We start from the raw sequence: 19,200 nt of genomic DNA on the forward strand, positions 1-19,200 counted from the left end.
TGCGCATCGGCTGCAACCTGCGCAACCAGACCCGACCACCGAGCCCCACCCCAGCCACGCCCCCAACACCTCTCAGCGCGCACCTTCCAGCCGACGCTCAGGCCCATTGACCCCGGAAACGCAAGGAGCGCCGACCCCGTGGTGGGGTCGGCGCTCGTTGGCGTGAAGGTTTCTTCTGGTCAGTGCTTCTCTGGACCGACGTGGTACTCGAACACCAGACCTGCTGCGGCGGAGAGGATCAGGACCACACCGAAGGCGATGAGCCACCAGAGGAAGAAGGCGAAGCCCAGGGCCGTGACCGACGCTGCGGCTGCGAGCACGATCGGCCAGAAGCTACCCGGGCTGAAGAAGCCCAGATCCCCTGCACCGTCGCTGATCTCGGCGTCGTCGAAGTCTTCGGGACGGGTGTCGAGGCGTCGTGCCACGAATCGGAAGTAGGTCCCGATGATCAGGGTCAGTCCGACGGACAGTGCAATCGCGGTGACACCTGCCCACTCGACTCCCGTGCGGGAGAACCCGGTGAACAGTGCGTACACGATCCCGACGAGAAGAAAGAAGACAGTCAGGATCTCGAAGATCTTGGCTTCGATTTTCATTTCAACATTCTCTCTCGGTCAGTTGCCTTCGGCGACGGATTCGGACTTCACTGTGCGGTCCGTGTTGAACGGCGTGGTGCTCGTCGCGATCGGCGACTGACCGATTGCCTCCAGCGCCTGCGCGTTGGTCAACGCCTCGCCACCTTCGGACAGCGGCTTGCGAAGTTCGATGTACTGCTGGAAGTCATCGGGGGACACAGCGCGAACCTCGAAGTTCATCATCGAGTGGAACGTGCCGCACATTTCGGTGCAGCGGCCCACGAATGCGCCTTCTCGTTCGATCTCGGAGATCTGGAACACGTTGTCCGAGTGGTTCTCCTTGGGGTTCGGGAGAACGTCACGCTTGAACAAGAACTCGGGAACCCAGAAGCCGTGAATGACGTCGGAGGACGCGAGCACGAACTCGATGCGCTTGCCGGTGGGGAGAACGAGTACGGGAATCTCGTTGCTGGTTCCGACGGTTTCGATCTTGTCGTAGTGCAGGTAGGACAGATCCTGCGGGCTTGCGCCGTGGATCGCTCCTGGGACGAACTCGCCGTCCTCGCTGCCCTCTGCCTCTCCCTCGGCCGGCTTTGCTGCGGCTTCGGCGGCTGCCTGCTCTTCGAGATCGGTGCCGTCGTACTTCACGACGCCGTCCTTGAGGTCGACCGTCTGATAGCCGAACTTCCAGTTCCACTGGTAGGCCGTGACGTCGACGGTGACGTCGGGATCCGGAACCTTCTCGTCGACGTAGTTCTGCACCACGACGGTGAAGTAGAACAGGACGGCAATGATCACGAACGGCACGGCCGTGTAGGCCAGCTCGAGCGGCACGTTGTAGGCCGTCTGCCGCGGGAATTCCGGTGAGTCCTTCTTCTTACGGTGGAATATGACCACCCAGAAGATCAGAGCCCACACGATGATGCCCATGATCAGGGCGGCCACCACGGACCACGTCCACAACTCGCGAATCGACTTTCCCTGGGGCGTGATGCCCGACGGAAATCCGAAGCGCAGGACATCGTTGTCGATGGAACAGCCCGACAACAGCAACGCGGCAACGCCGAGAAATGTTGTCAGCCCAGCTCGCCGAAGGATCCGACTCTGCGCCACGTTCACGCCTTCCTGATCGCTCACCACTGAAGAATGAGGGCTTCCACATGCAGAAGCCCTAGTACTACGCAGCGTAGACCAAAGCTGCCGTGAGACCACTGTTGGGTCGTTACCTTCGTTGTGCCGTGTCTGCGGCATACTCGGTCATCGACGCGTTCGACGTTCCTCGGCGCATGGGCGTCGGACGCGGTGACACCATTCCCGAACTGCGAAACGAGGTAGTAGACGCTGTGTGTGGACTACTCGGTGTACTCACGTCGGCCGGCACGGACGCTGCGGGAGTCGACCTTGTCTCCTCCGCAATGCACTGCATGCGTCACCGCGGACCGGACGAACCGGGCACCTGGCACGACGACGACGTCATCTACGGCTTCAACCGTCTGTCGATCATCGATATCGAACATTCTCATCAGCCGCTGCGATGGGGGCCCACCGAGAATCCGACGCGGTACGCGTTGACGTTCAACGGCGAGATCTACAACTACCTCGAACTGCGCGCCGAGCTTGCCCGCGATCACGGTGCCGAGTTCTTCACCGAGGGTGACGGCGAATCGATCGTGGCGGCATTCCACTACTGGGGCACCGATGCCGTGCGTCGGCTGCGGGGAATGTTCGCCTTCGCGATCTGGGACACCGAGACCCGTGAGTTGTTCCTCGCCAGGGATCCGTTCGGCATCAAGCCGTTGTTCGTAGCGACCGGCACCGGAGGCACAGCCTTCGGAAGCGAGAAGAAGAGCTTGCTCGAACTGACCGGCCTGATCGGCATCGGTACCGAGCTCGATCCGCGTGCCACCGAGCACTACACGGTGCTGCAGTACGTCCCGGAGCCCGAGACGTTGCATGCCGACATCCGCCGCCTCGAGTCCGGATGCTTCGCCACCCTCTCCCCCGGTACCGACCCGGTGATCACTCGGTACTTCACCCCGAAGTTTCCGGTGAAGGCCTTTGCGCCCGGTTCGGAGGCGTCGCGCTACCAGGAGATCGCGGAGGCGCTGCAGGATTCGGTCGCCAAGCACATGCGCGCAGACGTCACCGTCGGATCGTTCCTGTCGGGCGGCATCGACTCGACGGCAATCGCTGCTCTGGCGATGCGGCACAACCCGAACCTGATCACGTTCACCACCGGGTTCGAGCGCGAGGGGTACTCGGAGGTCGATGTCGCCGCCGAATCCGCCGCTGCGATCGGTGCCCGACACATCGTCAAGGTCGTCGGACCGGAGGAGTTCGCCGCGTCGATCCCCGAGATCGTCTGGTACCTCGACGATCCCGTTGCCGACCCCGCACTGGTGCCGCTGTATTTCGTCGCCAAGGAAGCCCGCAAGCACGTCAAGGTGGTGCTGTCTGGAGAAGGTGCCGACGAACTGTTCGGCGGGTACACGATCTACCGTGAGCCGCTGTCGCTGAAACCGTTCGAATACCTGCCCGGTGCGCTTCGTCGCGCCGCGGGCGCGCTGAGCGAGAAGATTCCCGACGGCACACGAGGCAAGAGCCTGCTGCACCGTGGATCGATGACGCTGGAGGAGCGCTACTACGGCAACGCGCGCAGCTTCGGCGACGCACAACTGCGAGCGGTACTCCGCGATTTTCGGCCGGAGTGGACGCATACCGACGTCACGGCCCCGATCTATGCGCAATCGCAGGGATGGGATCCGGTGGCGCGCATGCAACACCTGGATCTGTTCACGTGGCTGCGCGGGGACATTCTCGTCAAGGCAGACAAGATCACGATGGCCAACTCGCTGGAGCTTCGGGTGCCCTTCCTCGACTCGGAGGTCTTCGCGGTCGCCGAGAAGTTGCCGCTGGATCAGAAGATCACCAAGGACACCACGAAGTTCGCTCTACGTCGCGCGTTGGAGGGCATCGTTCCCGGACACGTTCTGCACCGCGCGAAGCTGGGGTTCCCCGTTCCGCTCCGACACTGGCTTCGCGGTACCGAACTCTTCGATTGGGCGCATCAGCAGATCGCCGAGTCGGAGACCGATCACATCCTGAACAAGGCTGCGATCACCGCGATGCTGAACGAGCACCGAGAGGGACGCTCGGATCACAGTCGTCGACTGTGGACCGTGCTGATCTTCATGGTGTGGCACGGGATTTTCGTCGAAAAGCGCATCGTGCCGAAGATCGCCGAGCCGACGTATCCGGTCAATCTCTGAGGGTCTCGCCCCTATATGCATCGATGGCCTGTAGCAACGGTGTAACTGTTGCTACAGGCCATCTGTGCGTGAATCCGAGTTGCGAGATCTGGAATCCGAGAATCTGGGATGCCTGCCCTGGACTACGCAGGCAGTAGTGCGCCGATCTCTTCGGCCGCAGTCGAGCCGTACGCGGCGCTGAGACGCTTGAGGGCGTCGTCGCGGACGAACTCCCATTCCTGAGTTCCGGTGGTCTCGAGAACGAGCACCGCGACCAGTGATCCCAGCTGCGCGGCGCGCTCCACCGAGGCGCCTGCACGGTGAGCGACGAGGAATCCGGCGCGGAAACCGTCGCCCACGCCCGTCGGGTCGACCTTGTTGGTCTCGGGTACGACATCGACATGTGTCTTCACACCGTCTTCGGTGACGATCTCGACACCCGATTTGCCCAGCGTGGTGACGCGCACTCCGACCTTGGCTGCAAAGTCTGCCTCGGACAGCCCGGTCTTCTGACGCAGCAAGCCCCACTCGTACTCGTTGGTGAACAGATACGCGGCGCCCTCGATCAGGGCGACGGCCTGCTCTCCGCTCAAGCGTGCGAGCTGCTGCGACGGGTCCGCCGCAAACGGAATGCCGGCTGTGCGGCACTGCTCGGTATGAGCGATCATCGCGTCGGGATCGTTGGCACCGATGAGAACCAATTCGATCGGGTTCGCGGCGGCGAGGTCGGCGATCGAGATCTCCCTGGCCTCGCTCATCGCGCCCGGGTAGAACGACGCGATCTGAGCCATGTCCTCGTCGGTGGTGCAGACGAACCGAGCGGTGTGCGCCGTCGTCGACACTCGCACTCCCGTGCAGTCGACACCGTTGGACTCGAGCCAGGTGCGGTACTCACCGAAATCGGGTCCGACAGCACCGACGAGCAACGGCGATCCGCCGAGTACTCCGAGCGCGTAGGCGATGTTGCCGCCGACTCCGCCTTTGCGTATCACCAGATCGTCGACGAGGAAGCTCAACGAGATGTTCGAGAGTTGGTCTGCAACCAACTGCTCGGCGAACTTGCCCGGGAACCGCATCAGGTGATCGGTCGCAATCGATCCCGATACCGCGAGAGTCACGTACTTGGGCCTTTCGGTCGTTGTCTGTGCGAGCACTATGCTACCCAGCTGCGCTGCACCGATGGTGGGGAAACACGTCGATGGATTCCGTGTGCGAACAGAACTAAGACCGGTACCCGCAGAGTGGGCACCGGTCAGAGTTCGAGATGGATCAGCTCAGTTGAACGAATCGCCGCAGGCACACGAGCCCGTGGCATTCGGGTTGTCGATCGTGAAGCCCTGCTTCTCGATCGTGTCCACGAAGTCGATGGACGCACCCTCGACGTACGGAGCGCTCATACGATCGACAGCCAGCGTGACTCCGTTGAAGTCCACTGCGAGGTCGCCGTCGAGGCTACGGTCGTCGAAGAAGAGCTGATAGCGCAATCCTGCGCAGCCACCGGGCTGCACAGCGATACGCAACGCGAGGTCGTCGCGGCCTTCTTGATCCAGCAACGCCTTGGCTTTCGACGACGCTGCCTCTGTCATCGTGACCTTGTGCGTGATGGTGTCGTTCGAGACGGTCATGGGCTCTCCCTGTCAGTCGTACCAAACCCGTGAACGACTCAACCGTACTCCGCACCCGTCTATTCCTCACAGTTGCAGCGAGTACTCCTGTGCCGCGTGCTCGGCGAGCAAACCCAGCTGCCGGTCCGCGTCGGACATCGCTTGTTCGACGGATCCTGCGAATACGGTGACCGAATACGCCCGTGATATCCCGGCAGCTGCCAACTCCTCGGCGTTCAGCGTGATCTGACCTGCGAGAACAAGGGTTTCGACGCCCGACACGGCGCCCGCGCCTGCAAGCTGCGTCACCAGTTTCCCGCGCAGTGATTGACTGTCGAACTTGCCTTCGCCGGTCACCACGAGATCCACCGACCGGAGCACCGTCGATTGATCGGTGAGTTCGGCCACGACGCTCGCTCCCGACTCACGTCGGCCTCCGAGCGCGAACAGTGCTGCGCCGATCCCTCCGGCGGCTCCTGCTCCGGCCAGCACGCCGACGTCGCGGCCCGATTCGAGATCGAGCACTGCCGACCATTCGGCGTTCAGGTCTTCGAGCGCCGCGACCATGTCCGGATCTGCGCCCTTCTGCGGCCCGAACACGCGTGCGGCACCGAACTCGCCCAGCAACGGATTCTCGACGTCGGTCGCGGCGACGAGGTCGACCGCCGAGACCCGTGCCATGGCATGTTCGAGACCGCCGAGAGCGCGCACCATCCCGCGTCCGCCGTCGGTGCAACTACTGCCGCCGAGGCCGACGTAGATCGTGTGCACTCCTGGAGTGTCGAGCGCCGCCGCAACGATCTGCCCGACACCGAAGCTGCTTGCGGTCAGCGCCGTGTGATTGGTCGGAGGGCCACCGAGCAGTCCAAGACCACATGCTGCTGCTGCCTCGACGAACGCGATCCCCGAGTCCAGCAGCCATCGCGCCCGCACGGTGTCCCCGAGTGGCCCCTCGACGTCGACTTCTTCGATGTCGCCTCGGCTGGCCGCCAACACGTCCACGAATCCGGGACCGCCGTCGGACTGCGGCGCAACGATCAGCTCGTCTCCGGGCCTGCCTCTGCTCCAACCGCGTCGTATCGCCTCGGCTGCCGCGTTCGCCGTCAATGTCTCGCCGAACGAATCGGGCGCCACCATCACTCGCATCGCTCGAATTGTAGGGGTGGCCGGGTGCCTCGGCGCGGCGAGCAGAGACCGAAAATGGGGCCGATCAGTGTTGTGACGTGGCCGGTGTTCGCGTGAACCGCGCAAGCCGATAGCCTGGGAGTGTGAAGTTGCTACGTCGCGGAAGCTCAGACAATTCGGACGATCGCGATTCGGAGTCCGTCGAGTCCTCCGCATCGGCCGAGGACTCGTCCTCGAACGTCTCGCTCGGCAAGGGTCGCCCCACACCCAAACGGCGTGAGGCGCAAGGCCGACGACGTGGACCGGTGGCACCTCCACCCATGACCGGCAAGGAAGCGCGCGAGCGCCGCAAGGCCAATCGCGGCTCCAAGGACGACCGCAAGAAGGCATCGGAGGAGCGTCGAGCAGCCTCGGCCGACCGCCGCGAGCGCATGCTGGCCGGCGAAGACAAGTTCCTTCTTCCCCGCGACAAGGGCCCGGTCCGCGCGTACGTCCGCGACATGGTCGATGCCCGACGCAATCTTGTCGGTCTCTTCATGCCGATGGCGCTGCTTCTGATCTTCGCGCTGTTCCTCAACCCGGCGGTCCAGGCATACGTGACGCTGGCGATGTTCGTGATGATGCTCTTCATGGTCGTCGAGGGCATCTTCATCGGGCGGCAGGTCAACAATCGCGTCCGAGCGCGCTTCCCCGAAACTCCGGACGGCGGCTTCAAGCTCGGTTGGTACGCGTTCGTCCGCGCTTCGCAGATTCGCAAGATGCGTGCGCCGAAGCCCAGGGTCGATCGCGGCGCGGCTGTCTGACCTGTGACGCCGGCTCATCGCACCCTCGTTCTCGGTGGTGTGCGTTCGGGAAAGTCGGCGTACGCCGAAGGCCTCGTGGACTCTTCCGATGCTGTCCGCTATGTGGCTACCGGACGTCGTGACCCATCCGATGCCGACTGGGAAGCTCGCATCGACATCCATCGACGCAGACGACCGTCTCACTGGACCACTGTCGAGGTATCGACCGATCTTCATGCGGTGCTCGGTGATCACCTAGGCACCACCATCGTCGACGACCTCGGCACGTGGCTCACTCACACGATCGACGACCACCGGGCATGGGACAGCCCGCGCGGTACCGTTGCACCGGACGTCGCGACGTTGGTCGATGCCGTATCTCGGTCACGCGAGCACCTGGTGATCGTGAGCCCCGAGGTCGGCATGAGCGTCGTTCCCGACACTCGGTCGGGCCGACTGTTCCAGGACGAAATCGGCAGTCTGAACTCTGCGCTGGCCGCCGTGTGCGACACCGTGGTGCTCGTCGTTGCCGGTCTCCCCCTCACACTCAAGACTTCTGACGGCCAAGTTCCAGGAAAGGCTCGGTAGTGACCGGAGATCCCGAACAGTCCGACAGCAGCGACCCAGCCGGGGACACACCTGGGGACATAGCTGAGGCCGCGACGCCTCTGCGACCCGTGGCGCCGCCGTCTTCGGACGCGCGCAGGCTCGCGTCGGAACGCCAGTCCACTTTGACGAAACCCGCGGGAAGTCTGGGGCGGATCGAGCGGATCGGTGAATGGATCGCGGCATGCCAGGACACCTGCCCGCCGAAGCCTCTCGTTCGGCCGCGGGTCGTGGTGTTCGCCGGTGACCATGGGGTGGCGGCGCACGGCGTCTCGGCGTACCCGGCCGAGGTGACCGGTCAGATGGTCGCGAACTTCCTCGCCGGCGGTGCTGCTGTGAACGCACTGGCGGCGACGGCGGGGGCTTCGGTCCGCGTGGTCGACATCTCGGTGGCAGGCGACACCGATCCCTCCGTGAGCACGCACAAGGTACGGCGTTCGAGCGGATCGATCGACCGCGAGGACGCGCTGACCGCAGACGAGGTACGTGCCGCGATCGACGCGGGCCGAGCCGTCGCCGACGAGGAGGTCGACGGAGGAGCGGATCTGCTGATCGCAGGCGATATGGGCATCGGTAACACCACGCCTGCAACGACGTTGATCGCCGCCCTCACCGACACCGAACCGGTCGCGGCAGTGGGCCGAGGCACCGGGGTCGACGACGCCGGGTGGATTCGCAAAACCGCCGCGATCCGAGATGCCATGCGTCGCGCACGGCCCGTCGTCAAGGATCCGGTGGAACTTCTTCGTGTCGCGGGCGGTGCCGATCTCGCCGCGATGGCGGGATTCCTGGCGCAGGCGGCGCACCGACGCACTCCGGTGATTCTCGACGGGCTCGTCGTCACAGCAGCTGCTCTCGTCGCCGAAGAGGGCGCTCGCGGAGCCAGGGAATGGTGGATAGCAGGTCACCGGTCGACCGAGCCCGCACATTCGATTGCATTGCGACACTTACGAATAGAACCTCTCCTCGAACTCGACATGCGACTGGGGGAAGGGTCGGGCGCGCTCGTTGCCCTCCCCCTGATCCACGCCGCAATCGCGACGTTGACCCAGATGTCGACATTCGCCGATGCCGGTGTCAGTACCGAGGGCGCTGCCGGTGTCAGTACCGAAGGCGCTGCCGGTGTCAGTACCGAAGGCGCTGCCGGTGTCAGTACCGAAGGCGCTGCAGGCGTGAGTCCCGAAGTCGCTCACGGGGACTGATCGATGCGTTCGATACTCGTCGGACCTCGCCTGGCGCTGTCCTGGCTGACGGTACTGCCGGTCCACGGCCCCCGCGAGGTGGACCGGTCTTCGGCAGGAAAAGCCATCGCATCCGCTCCCCTGGTGGGAATTGCACTGGGACTGTTCGCGGCAGCTGTGCTGTGGTGCGCGTCGGCTGCGTCGTTGGCGGGGATTCTCGCGGGCTTCCTGACGGTCTCGGCACTTGCACTGGTGACCCGGGGCATGCACGTCGACGGGCTCGCGGACACCGTGGACGGGTTGGGATGCTACGGGCCGCCCGAACGCGCACGTGAAGTAATGCGCTCCGGCAGCGCCGGACCTTTCGGGGTTGCCGCCATCGTTGCCGTATTCGCGATACAAGCAACAGGATTCGGTGCGCTGGCCGACCGACACTCCTGGTGGTCGATCGTGATTGCGGTCGCGGTGGGACGCGTTGCCGTCGTGCTCGCCTGCCGACGCGGAATCGACTCGGCGACCGATCGAGGGTTCGGCGCTCTCGTCGCAGGCACACAGCCACTGTGGTTCGTGGTATCTGCCTCGGCTGCAGCAGTTCTCGCCGCCGTGTGGTGCGTCCACTCTCGCCCGTGGCAGGGCCCACTGGCAGTGGCGGTTGCACTGCTTGCGTCGACCCTGCTGGTACACCACACCGTCCGACGCTTCGGGGGCATGAGCGGTGACGTTCTCGGCTCGGTCGTCGAGGTCACGACCACCGTCACCGTGGTGGGGTTACTCGTGGGCAGCTAGGTCAGGCGAGCTTGGTCATCCACCCGTGTGTGTCCGCGAACGTGCCACGCTGGATTCCGGTCAACGTGTCGCGCAAGGCGAGAGTGATCTCGCCGGGTTCTCCGTCGGCGATCGCGAACTGGCCGTCGGCGGACTTGACGCTTCCGACCGGAGTGATGACAGCTGCCGTGCCACAGGCGAACACCTCGGTGATCTCCCCGGATTCGGCCTTCTTCTGCCATTCCTCGGTGGAGATGCGACGCTCCTCGACCGGAATCCCGGAGTCGGTGGCGAGTGCGAGCAAGGAGTCGCGCGTGATTCCCGGTAGCAACGAACCGGACAGTGACGGTGTGACCAGACGAGCATCGGAACCCGACCCGAAGACGAAGAACAGGTTCATTCCGCCCATCTCCTCGACGTAGCGCCGTTCGATCGCGTCGAGCCACACCACCTGATCACAGCCCTCGTCGCTGGCCTGCGCCTGTGCGAGAAGAGATGCGGCGTAGTTGCCCGCGAACTTGGCCGCGCCGGTGCCGCCGGGAGCCGCTCGCACGTACTCCGTGGAGAGCCACACACTGACCGGCTTGACGCCACGCGGGAAGTACGCGCCTGCGGGCGAGGCGATGAGCATGAATCGGTAATCGTCCGCAGGGCGAACGCCGAGTCCTGCCTCGGTGGAGAACATGAACGGGCGCAGGTACAGCGCGTCCTCGCCTCCCGCGGCGGGGATCCACTCGTGGTCGACCGCGAGCAGCTGCTTCACCGAACCGATGAACAACTCGTCCGGGAGTTCCGGCATCGCCAGGCGGGCAGCGGAAGTACGGAAACGCTCGGCGTTGGCGCCGATACGGAACGACGAGATATCACCGTTGGGCTGGCGGTAGACCTTGAGGCCTTCGAAAATGGCCTGTCCGTAATGCAACACCATCGCAGCGGGATCGAGCTCGATCGGCCCGTACGGAGTGATAGTCGCGTCGTACCAGCCCTTGTCGGACGTGTAATCGATGATCACCATGTGGTCGGTGAAGTACTTTCCGAACCCCGGCGCAGCCAGTACGGCTTCCCTGGCGTCCGAGGGGGCCGGAGAAGGATGCTGCACGCGCGCGAATTCGGGGACACCGGTCATGATGCCGATCTTATCGAACGGGTAATTCGTCGCTCATTTGGTGTTGACCGACACGAACGGAGGCGCAGTGATTTCACATCGCAGCGTGCGTCCGCGCACGTCGAGATCGACGACATCGCCAGGTGCGAGGTTCGCCGACGTGTCGAGCAGTGCGAGGGCGATGCCGATTCCGAGGGTCGGCGAAAATGTTCCCGACGTCGTCACCCCGATCGGAGCACCCTCACTACGCACCGTCATCCCCTGCCGCAACACCCCGCGATCGAGGGCTTTGATGCCGCGCAACACTCGCGCCGGTCCCTGCTCCTTCTCGGCGACGAGTGCGTCCTTGCCCCAGAACGCGTCCTTCTTCCACCCGATCGCCCATCCGCATCTCGCCTCGAGCGGCGAGATGTCGAGTGAGAGCTCGTGTCCGTGGAGCGGATAGCCCATCTCGGTTCGCAACGTGTCGCGGGCGCCGAGGCCGGCAATCTCGCCACCCGCAGCCTTCACCAGATCCACCAATGCCCTGAAGAGCCTCTCCGCATCTGCCCACGCGGGAATCAGTTCGTAGCCGTGTTCGCCGGTGTATCCGGTGCGGCATACCCGAACCGGGACATCGCCCCACACGGCGTCCTCGAACGCCATGTACTCCATGTCGACGGGCAGTCCCAGTCTCTCGACGATCGCTCGCGATTCGGGCCCCTGCACGGCCAGCACACCGAACTGGCGATGCTGATCGACGACGGTGATCCCGTCGGGCGCCCGTGAAGCGAGGGCCTCGACGACGTCCGCGGTGTTGGCGGCGTTCGGAATCAAGAAGACCTCGTCCGGCCCGACGAAATACGCGATCAAATCGTCGACGACTCCCCCGGACTCGGTGCAGCACAAGGTGTACTGCGCTTTCCCCGGTCCGACGCGGCGGAGATCGCCCGTGAGCGCCGAGTTGACGAACTCGGCCGCGCCGGGGCCGGAGACCGAAGCCTTTCCGAGGTGGCTGACGTCGAACAGACCCACAGTGGAGCGGACTGCTTTGTGTTCGGCAACGACTCCTGTATACGAGACCGGCATCTCCCATCCACCGAACGGGGCGAACGTTGCCCCCAATTCGACGTGGACGGCGTGGACGGGACCGTGGACGAGTTCGTCTTCGCTCATAGTGGCCAACGCTAGCGGACGGCGACGTATCGCCACCCGATCACTACGATCGAGTTCGACCGACACTCTCTTCCCACTTGTAGGAGCTGCCCAGTGCCTTCGTCTACACCCCGCGCCCTCGGACCCGAGCTGGTGTTGGCCGGCCGCCTCGGTAAGAACATCGACGTGCTCGTCGTCGCTCTGAGCACGAGCGAGGACGGGCTCGAGCTCGTCATCACCGACGACATCTCGGACGACGCGCTGGCATCCGAGCTTCTCGATTCCTTCGAAGCAGTCGGGGCGACGGGCAAGGCGGACGAGATCACCCGCATTCCTGCCCCCGCTGCGCTTGCGGTATCGAGCGTCCTCGCAGTCGGTCTCGGCACATCGGCCGACATCGACACCGACCGCATCCGCCGATCCGCGGGAACTGCGGCGCGCGCCCTGTCCGGCACCGCGATCGCCGCAACGACACTGTCCTCGCTCGACCTCGGTGCCGCGGCGGAAGGATTCTTCCTCGGCGCATACCGATTCACCGAGTTCAAGTCGCCGCTGTCCGCCCCCAAGGAGGGCGCAGGCGCGCTCGGACGCGTCGAATTGCTGGTGGCCAATCCACGCTCGCGGGAGCCGAAGGCGGAGTTGGCGCGTTCCCTCGCCATCGCCGAGTCCGTCGCGATCGCCCGTGACTTCGTCAACACACCCCCGAGCCACCTCTATCCGGAGGAGTTCGCCGCGCGCGCCAAGGAACTCGGCACCGCAGCAGGCCTGACCGTCCAGATTCTCGACGACAAGGCTCTGGAGAAGGGCGGATACGGCGGCATCCACGGCGTCGGGAAGGGCTCGTCGCGACTTCCCCGACTCGTGCGACTGACGCATTCGGGTGGCAAGCGCAAATCCAAGAAGGTCGCACTCGTCGGCAAGGGCATCACATTCGACACCGGCGGCATCTCGATCAAGCCTGCGGCCGGGATGGAGAACATGACCTCGGACATGGCAGGCGCCGCCGCCGTGATCGCGACCGTCATCCTCGCCGCCAAAGTGGACCTGGCACTCGACGTCGTCGCCACCGTTCCGATGGCGGAGAACATGCCCTCGGGCACAGCCCAGCGCCCCGGTGACGTCCTCACCCAGTACGGCGGCATCACGGTCGAGGTCATCAACACCGACGCCGAAGGCCGTCTCGTGCTTGCCGACGCGATCGTGCGTGCGTGCGAGGACGACCCCGACTATCTGATCGACACCGCGACGCTGACCGGCGCGCAGGTCGTCGCTCTCGGTAACCGCACGCCGGGTGTCATGGGCACCGACGAGTTCCGCGATCGCGTCGCGGAGATATCTCGTTCCGTCGGCGAGAACGGCTGGGCGATGCCCTTGCCGAGCGAGATCCGCGGCGAACTGGAGTCGAAGGTCGCAGACCTGGCCAACGTCACCAACGGTCGCGCGGGCGGAATGCTCGCCGCCGCACTGTTCCTGAAGGAATTCGTCGCCGAGGGCGTCGAATGGGCGCACATCGACGTCGCCGGTCCCGCCTACAACACGGGAGGTCCGTTCGGATACATCGGCAAGGGCGGCACCGGAGTTCCGGTTCGCACCATGTTCGCAGTGCTCGAGGACATCGTGGAAAACGGCTAGCGTGAGAAACGGATAGTTCTTGGCTCGTGTGCGGGTGGCTCACCACGGTGTGCCGCCCGCACCGCAGGCATCACTCTGCGGCGCGTCGTTTCAGAATCTTCTGCCGCGCATCGTGATCGCGCATTCGCTGCGGATAACCGGTCTTGCGTACGTCGTAGACCGGAATCCTCAGATCACCCCCGAGCTTTCTGATATGTCGCTCGTCGACGGCGCGGCGGGTCCACTCACCGTCGTTGGCAATCAACACCACAGTGACAGGAGTCACTGTCGTCTTCGGCTCGACGTATGCCTCGACTCCCGTGCGCGCGGCCGTCCAGTCGGCGAGGTATTGGGCCGGTGAACCCTCCCCACCGCCTCTACCTTTGCCGCTGCGTCGGGAGAAGCGATCGAACAACCCCACTGTTGACTCCTGTCGCCTGTGTGTCCGACTCCTGCCGAGCGTCCACACGAGATGTGTTACTCACCAGTTTGCCAGTGCAACAGCCGCCCCTCGGGGAACACCAGATCTCCGAGGATGGAAGGATGACCATGGAGAGTTCAACTCTCCCGTTGTCGAGAAAGAGTGCCGACCATAGATGAAGGGGCGTTCGACGTGTCTGCTGCCACCGGCCGTGGTTCGTGGAACGCCCGTTTCGGTAGTTCGGCAAGGGCATCGGAACCTCCGAAGTGCACCGCCCTGACGATCGCAATTAACGCAAGTATCGTCCGCGAATCCAACAACGCCAGCACAATGGTCTACGACCACAAGTCGTAAGACCACATACCCGCATACAACTGTCGAGGAGTCAACAGACATGGCCTTCTCCGTCCAGATGCCAGCTCTTGGTGAGAGCGTCACCGAGGGAACTGTCACGAGGTGGCTCAAGCAGGAGGGCGACACCGTCGAGGTCGACGAGCCGTTGCTCGAAGTATCGACGGACAAGGTCGATACCGAAATCCCGTCCCCCGTGGCTGGCGTTCTGACGAAGATCGTGGCGCAGGAAGACGACACCGTCGAGATCGGCGGCGAGCTCGCCCAGATCGGTGATGCCGGAGAGAAATCCGCGCCTGCCGCCGAGCCGGAACCTGCCGCCGAAGAGCCCGAGCCCGCTGCCGAACCCGAGCCACAGGCCGAGGAAGAGGCACCGGCGGCCGCGCCCGCAGCCAGCTCTGCACCGAGCGGATCCGGTACCCCGGTCAACATGCCCGAACTCGGTGAGTCCGTGACCGAAGGAACGGTCACTCGCTGGCTGAAGGCAGTCGGCGACGACGTTGCCGTCGACGAGCCTCTCCTCGAAGTGTCCACCGACAAGGTGGACACCGAGATTCCGTCTCCGGTCGCAGGAACACTCCTCGAGATCAGCGCAGAAGAGGACGACACCGTCGCCATCGGTGGCCAGTTGGCACTGATCGGATCGGGCGCGCCGGCCGAGAAGGCACCGGAGCCCGAGAAGCCGACTCCCGCACCCGAGCCCGTCAAGGAAGCCCCGAAAGCAGAGGCTCCGAAGCAGGAAGCTCCCAAGGCCGAAGCACCCAAGACGGAAGCCCCGAAGGCAGAAGCACCCAAGGCCGAGGCTCCGAAGGCTCCTGCTCCCAAGCAGGAGATCTCTGCTCCGTCGGGTGATGCAACGCCGTACGTCACGCCTCTGGTTCGCAAACTCGCTGCCGACAACGACGTGGACCTGTCCAGCGTCAAGGGCACCGGCGTCGGCGGACGTGTCCGCAAGCAGGACGTGCTCGCTGCAGCAGAAGCAAAGAAAGCGCCTGCAGCTGCACCTGCCGCGGCGGCACCGGCGGCAGCATCGGCTCCCGCAGCACCTGCCACCGCAGGGGTTCGCCCTGAGCTTGCTCACCTGCGCGGAACCACGCAGAAGATCAACCGCATTCGCCAGATCACCGCAAGGAAGACCCGCGAATCGCTGCAGACCACTGCTCAGTTGACCCAGACCCACGAGGTCGACGTCACCAAGATCGCGGCGCTGCGCACCCGCGCCAAGGCCACCTTCAAGGAGAACGAGGGCGTCAACCTGACGTACCTTCCGTTCTTCGCCAAGGCCGTCGTCGAAGCACTCAAGGCGCATCCCAACGTCAACGCCAGCATCGACGAGGAGAAGAAAGAGATCACGTACCACGCCGATGTCCACCTCGGCATCGCCGTGGACACCGATCAGGGTCTGCTCTCCCCTGTCATCCACAACGCGGGCGATCTGTCCCTCGCCGGTCTGGCTCGCGCGATCGCCGATATCGCCTCGCGTGCGCGCTCCGGTGGCCTCAAGCCCGACGAGCTGGCCGGTGGCACGTTCACCATCACCAACATCGGTAGCCAGGGCGCCCTGTTCGACACGCCGATCCTCCTTCCGCCGCAGGCGGCAATGCTCGGAACCGGCGCGATCGTCAAGCGCCCGGTCGTCGTCAAGGACGACGCAGGCAACGAATCCATCGGCGTTCGCTCGATGGTGTACTTGCCACTGACGTACGACCACCGTCTGGTCGACGGTGCTGACGCGGGCCGCTTCTTGACCACCATCAAGCAGCGTCTGCAGGATGCTTCGTTCGAGGCGGATCTGGGTATCTGACGTCAGGCTCGGGTCGAGCTGAACCGGTACTGTCGAAGTATCGGACACATGCTCGAACGGTCCTCGAGAAGACGGGGAATCGCACACACAGCCGGGGCACCATTCGCAGCGCGAATGGTGCCCCGTACCTGTCGAGGAGGCTAACGAATTCATGCGTGTAGTCATTGCTGGTTCTTCGGGATTGATCGGTACCGCTCTCGTGGCAACGCTGCGAGGCAAAGGGCACGACGTCGCTCGGCTGGTTCGCCGGACGGCGGCAGGACCGGACGAGCACGAGTGGGATCCCCCACACGGCACGATCACCGAACGCGCACTGCGCGGCGCGGATGCAGTGGTGAATCTGTGTGGGGTGGGTATCGGTGACAAGCGGTGGTCCGGTTCCTACAAGCAGGAAGTTCGTGACAGTCGAATCACGCCGACGGAGGTACTCGCCGACGCGTGCGTGACGTACTCGGTACCGACGCTGGTGAACGCGAGCGGAATCAACTTCTACGGAGACACCGGCGACCGCGTCGTCGACGAGTCGTCCCCCGTCGGTACCGGATTTCTGGCCGAGGTGTGCCGCGATTGGGAGACGGCAACCACGGCGGCCAGTACTGCGGGAGTTCGGACGATCATGCTGCGCAGTGGCGTCGTTCTGTCACGGCGCGGCGGGATGCTGGACAGGCTGCGACCGCTGTATCTGCTCGCACTCGGCGGACGACTCGGCAGTGGGCGACAGTACTTTCCGTGGATCTCTCTCGACGACGAGATCTCCGCGATCGTTCACGGCCTGGAGAACGAGGATGTGTCCGGTCCGGTGAACATGGTCGGGCCTGCTCCCGTCACCAATGCACAGTTCAACAGCGCCATGGCCCGCGCAGTCGGTCGCCCCGCACCGTGGGTCGTCCCCGGCTTCGCCCTTCGAGCCGCAATCGGCGAGTTCGCGGAAGAAGCGATTCTGACCGGTCCACGGGCTATTCCAGCGGTTCTGGAAGACACGGGATTCGTATTCGCGCACAACACCGTCGGCGAGGCACTGCGCGTCTCGGTCGGGCGTTGACGCGGCGTAATCTCGCCGGTATGGGCAACCCTGGAATCTCGGCACGGGAGAGTTCGGACTCGATGGCGATCGTCGAGCTCGGGAGGATCGACTACCTCGACGCTTTGGCACGCCAGCGCCAACTCGCCGACATGCGCGCCGAGGGTCGTGGACAGGACACGCTCCTGCTTCTCGAACATCCGTCCGTGTTCACCGCAGGCAGGCGCACCTCCCCCGAAGACCTGCCGAAGGACGGCACTCCGGTGATCGAGGTGGACCGCGGCGGGAAGATCACCTGGCACGGTCCGGGGCAACTCGTCGGCTATCCCATCGTGAAGCTGGCCCAGCCGATCGATGTGGTGAAGTACGTTCGCCGCGTCGAGGAGGCGCTCATCTCGGTGTGCACCGACCTCGGCATCGCGTGCGGCCGCATCGACGGTAGGTCGGGTGTGTGGCTGGCAGCGGAACAGCGCGACGGCCGGTGGCTTCCGGAACGGAAGATCTCGGCGATCGGAGTGCGCGTGCAGCGAGGAGTGACGCTGCACGGCTTCTCGTTGAACTGCAACTCGGCGATGACGGGTTTCGACGCCATCGTGCCGTGCGGAATCTCCGACGCAGGTGTGACGTCGTTGTCGAACGAGCTCGGGCGTGACGTGACGATCGAGGAAGTGACTCCCGCTGTCACCGCTGCACTCGTCGCCGCACTGGACGGCGAGCTCGAGGTCGCCGACCACCCGGTCGATCGTGTGGATGCCTCGGCGCCCGCGGGTAGCCCACAGTTCACCACCGTTCGCTTCGGCGCGTAGCATCGGTTCCGTGACTGTGGCTCCAGAAACACCCCCCGACGCAGCGCTCGCCCCACCCGGACGAAAGCTGCTCCGCCTCGAGATCCGAAACGCGGAAACCCCGATCGAACGCAAGCCCAATTGGATCAAGACCAAAGCGAAGATGGGTCCGGAATATTCCGAACTCAAGGGTCTGGTCAAACGAGAGGGCCTGCACACGGTATGCGAGGAAGCCGGCTGCCCCAATATCTACGAGTGCTGGGAAGATCGCGAAGCGACCTTCCTCATCGGCGGTGAACAGTGCACCCGCCGTTGCGATTTCTGCCAGATCGACACCGGCAAGCCCGACGCTCTCGACCGTGACGAGCCACGCCGTGTAGCCGAAAGCGTCCAGGCGATGGGCCTGCGCTACTCCACCATCACCGGCGTCGCCCGCGACGACCTGGAAGACGGTGGCTCCTGGCTGTACGCCGAAACGGTTCGCTACATCAAGAAGCTCAACCCCAATACCGGCGTCGAGCTTCTGATCCCGGACTTCAACGCCAAGCCCGACCAGCTCGCCGAGGTCTTCTCCTCACGTCCCGAGGTACTCGCGCACAACGTCGAGACGGTCCCGCGCATCTTCAAGCGGATCCGACCGGCGTTCCGCTACCAGCGGTCGATGGACGTCATCACTGCCGCTCGCAACGACGGCCTCGTAACCAAGTCCAATCTCATCCTCGGCATGGGCGAGACGCCGGAAGAGATCCAGGAAGCGATCCGCGACCTGCACGAGGCGGGCTGCGACATCCTCACCATCACGCAGTACCTCCGTCCCTCGCCTCGGCATCACCCGGTCGAGCGGTGGGTCAAGCCCGAGGAGTTCGTCGACCATTCCGATTACGCCACCGAAATCGGTTTTGCCGGCGTCATGGCGGGACCGTTGGTCCGCTCGTCGTATCGGGCCGGACGTCTGTACGTACAGGCCATGCAGCACCACGGCCGAGTGCTGCCGGAAGGCATGCGTCACCTCGGCGAAGGTGGCGAGGCATCGCAGGAAGCCAGCTCGCTGATCTCCCGGCTGGCCGCTCGCTGATCTCGCT

The 19,200-nt window shown here is 64.5% G+C and carries 18 protein-coding genes; 10 read left to right on the forward strand and 8 right to left on the reverse strand.

All coding sequences use genetic code 11. The features are described from left to right. Nucleotides 1-179 precede the first annotated feature (179 nt). Both RY1_RS04300 and ctaC read right to left on the reverse strand, forming a co-directional pair. A complete protein-coding gene (locus tag RY1_RS04300) occupies nt 180-596 on the reverse strand; it encodes a cytochrome c oxidase subunit 4 (protein ID WP_072802329.1) in 417 nt (138 codons plus the stop codon). Nucleotides 597-614: 18 nt separating this feature from the next. Beyond that, nucleotides 615-1,694, reverse strand: a complete 1,080-nt coding sequence (ctaC, locus tag RY1_RS04305; protein ID WP_072802653.1) for an aa3-type cytochrome oxidase subunit II — start codon at nt 1,692-1,694, stop codon at nt 615-617. 224 nt (nt 1,695-1,918) lie between these two features. Between ctaC and asnB the strand changes: the two genes are divergently transcribed. Beyond that, nucleotides 1,919-3,844 (forward strand): asparagine synthase (glutamine-hydrolyzing), encoded by a 1,926-nt coding sequence (asnB, locus tag RY1_RS04310; protein ID WP_072802654.1) that lies wholly within the window; start codon nt 1,919-1,921, stop codon nt 3,842-3,844. Nucleotides 3,845-3,966: 122 nt separating this feature from the next. Here the strand turns inward: asnB and RY1_RS04315 are convergent, their stop codons facing one another. From RY1_RS04315 to RY1_RS04325, 3 genes are all read right to left on the reverse strand, one after another. Then, on the reverse strand, nt 3,967-4,941 hold the full coding sequence (locus RY1_RS04315; RefSeq protein WP_072802655.1) for a carbohydrate kinase family protein: 975 nt from the start codon (nt 4,939-4,941) through the stop codon (nt 3,967-3,969). 156 nt (nt 4,942-5,097) lie between these two features. Then, a complete protein-coding gene (locus RY1_RS04320; protein ID WP_072802330.1) occupies nt 5,098-5,448 on the reverse strand; it encodes a HesB/IscA family protein in 351 nt (116 codons plus the stop codon). Between the two features lie 66 nt (nt 5,449-5,514). Further along, a complete protein-coding gene (locus RY1_RS04325; RefSeq protein ID WP_072802331.1) occupies nt 5,515-6,573 on the reverse strand; it encodes a glycerate kinase family protein in 1,059 nt (352 codons plus the stop codon). Nucleotides 6,574-6,695: 122 nt separating this feature from the next. On the opposite strand from RY1_RS04325, the gene RY1_RS04330 reads away from it, so the two are divergent. From RY1_RS04330 to RY1_RS04345, 4 genes are all read left to right on the forward strand, one after another. Then, nucleotides 6,696-7,355 carry a DUF3043 domain-containing protein gene (locus RY1_RS04330; protein ID WP_072802332.1) on the forward strand — a complete coding sequence of 220 codons (660 nt, stop codon included), beginning with the start codon at nt 6,696-6,698 and terminating at the stop codon, nt 7,353-7,355. A gap of 3 nt (nt 7,356-7,358) precedes the next feature. Beyond that, a complete protein-coding gene (gene cobU / locus RY1_RS04335) occupies nt 7,359-7,922 on the forward strand; it encodes a bifunctional adenosylcobinamide kinase/adenosylcobinamide-phosphate guanylyltransferase (RefSeq protein WP_072802333.1) in 564 nt (187 codons plus the stop codon). Nucleotides 7,923-8,002: 80 nt separating this feature from the next. Continuing rightward, entirely contained in the window at nt 8,003-9,142 is a 1,140-nt protein-coding gene (gene cobT / locus RY1_RS04340) for a nicotinate-nucleotide--dimethylbenzimidazole phosphoribosyltransferase (RefSeq protein WP_245819511.1), read from the forward strand. 3 nt (nt 9,143-9,145) lie between these two features. Further along, a complete protein-coding gene (locus RY1_RS04345; protein ID WP_072802334.1) occupies nt 9,146-9,907 on the forward strand; it encodes an adenosylcobinamide-GDP ribazoletransferase in 762 nt (253 codons plus the stop codon). Nucleotide 9,908: 1 nt separating this feature from the next. Here the strand turns inward: RY1_RS04345 and RY1_RS04350 are convergent, their stop codons facing one another. After that, on the reverse strand, nt 9,909-11,012 hold the full coding sequence (locus RY1_RS04350; protein WP_072802335.1) for a branched-chain amino acid aminotransferase: 1,104 nt from the start codon (nt 11,010-11,012) through the stop codon (nt 9,909-9,911). Nucleotides 11,013-11,045: 33 nt separating this feature from the next. Continuing rightward, nucleotides 11,046-12,146, reverse strand: a complete 1,101-nt coding sequence (gene gcvT, locus RY1_RS04355) for a glycine cleavage system aminomethyltransferase GcvT (RefSeq protein WP_072802656.1) — start codon at nt 12,144-12,146, stop codon at nt 11,046-11,048. Nucleotides 12,147-12,239: 93 nt separating this feature from the next. Between gcvT and RY1_RS04360 the strand changes: the two genes are divergently transcribed. Continuing rightward, nucleotides 12,240-13,757 carry a leucyl aminopeptidase gene (locus tag RY1_RS04360; protein ID WP_072802336.1) on the forward strand — a complete coding sequence of 506 codons (1,518 nt, stop codon included), beginning with the start codon at nt 12,240-12,242 and terminating at the stop codon, nt 13,755-13,757. A gap of 70 nt (nt 13,758-13,827) precedes the next feature. Here the strand turns inward: RY1_RS04360 and RY1_RS04365 are convergent, their stop codons facing one another. Continuing rightward, on the reverse strand, nt 13,828-14,157 hold the full coding sequence (locus RY1_RS04365) for an oxidoreductase (protein ID WP_072802337.1): 330 nt from the start codon (nt 14,155-14,157) through the stop codon (nt 13,828-13,830). A gap of 394 nt (nt 14,158-14,551) precedes the next feature. Between RY1_RS04365 and sucB the strand changes: the two genes are divergently transcribed. The 4 genes from sucB (at nt 14,552) to lipA (ending at nt 19,193) form a co-directional block, all read left to right on the forward strand. Then, entirely contained in the window at nt 14,552-16,312 is a 1,761-nt protein-coding gene (sucB, locus tag RY1_RS04370; protein WP_072802338.1) for a 2-oxoglutarate dehydrogenase, E2 component, dihydrolipoamide succinyltransferase, read from the forward strand. Between the two features lie 151 nt (nt 16,313-16,463). Then, on the forward strand, nt 16,464-17,354 hold the full coding sequence (locus RY1_RS04375) for a TIGR01777 family oxidoreductase (protein ID WP_072802339.1): 891 nt from the start codon (nt 16,464-16,466) through the stop codon (nt 17,352-17,354). Between the two features lie 20 nt (nt 17,355-17,374). Further along, a complete protein-coding gene (gene lipB, locus RY1_RS04380) occupies nt 17,375-18,139 on the forward strand; it encodes a lipoyl(octanoyl) transferase LipB (protein ID WP_072802340.1) in 765 nt (254 codons plus the stop codon). Further along, complete coding sequence (gene lipA / locus RY1_RS04385; protein ID WP_371829446.1) at nt 18,084-19,193, forward strand: lipoyl synthase; 1,110 nt, start codon at nt 18,084-18,086, stop codon at nt 19,191-19,193. Before lipB ends, lipA begins: the two co-directional genes overlap by 56 nt. Nucleotides 19,194-19,200: the final 7 nt, after the last annotated feature.

It is taken from the genome of Rhodococcus yunnanensis NBRC 103083 (genome assembly GCF_001895005.1).
Taxonomy (GTDB): Bacteria; Actinomycetota; Actinomycetes; order Mycobacteriales; family Mycobacteriaceae; genus Rhodococcoides; species Rhodococcoides yunnanense.

Coding starts and splice junctions, on each gene's coding strand:
- RY1_RS04300 (WP_072802329.1), bottom strand. CDS start 596: ATGAAAATCGAAGCCAAGATCTTCGAGATCCTGACTGTCTTCTTTCTT.
- RY1_RS04320 (WP_072802330.1), bottom strand. CDS start 5,448: ATGACCGTCTCGAACGACACCATCACGCACAAGGTCACGATGACAGAG.
- RY1_RS04325 (WP_072802331.1), bottom strand. CDS start 6,573: ATGCGAGTGATGGTGGCGCCCGATTCGTTCGGCGAGACATTGACGGCG.
- RY1_RS04345 (WP_072802334.1), top strand. CDS start 9,146: ATGCGTTCGATACTCGTCGGACCTCGCCTGGCGCTGTCCTGGCTGACG.
- RY1_RS04350 (WP_072802335.1), bottom strand. CDS start 11,012: ATGACCGGTGTCCCCGAATTCGCGCGCGTGCAGCATCCTTCTCCGGCC.
- gcvT (WP_072802656.1), bottom strand. CDS start 12,146: ATGAGCGAAGACGAACTCGTCCACGGTCCCGTCCACGCCGTCCACGTC.
- sucB (WP_072802338.1), top strand. CDS start 14,552: ATGGCCTTCTCCGTCCAGATGCCAGCTCTTGGTGAGAGCGTCACCGAG.
- RY1_RS04375 (WP_072802339.1), top strand. CDS start 16,464: ATGCGTGTAGTCATTGCTGGTTCTTCGGGATTGATCGGTACCGCTCTC.
- lipB (WP_072802340.1), top strand. CDS start 17,375: ATGGGCAACCCTGGAATCTCGGCACGGGAGAGTTCGGACTCGATGGCG.
- lipA (WP_371829446.1), top strand. CDS start 18,084: ATGCCTCGGCGCCCGCGGGTAGCCCACAGTTCACCACCGTTCGCTTCG.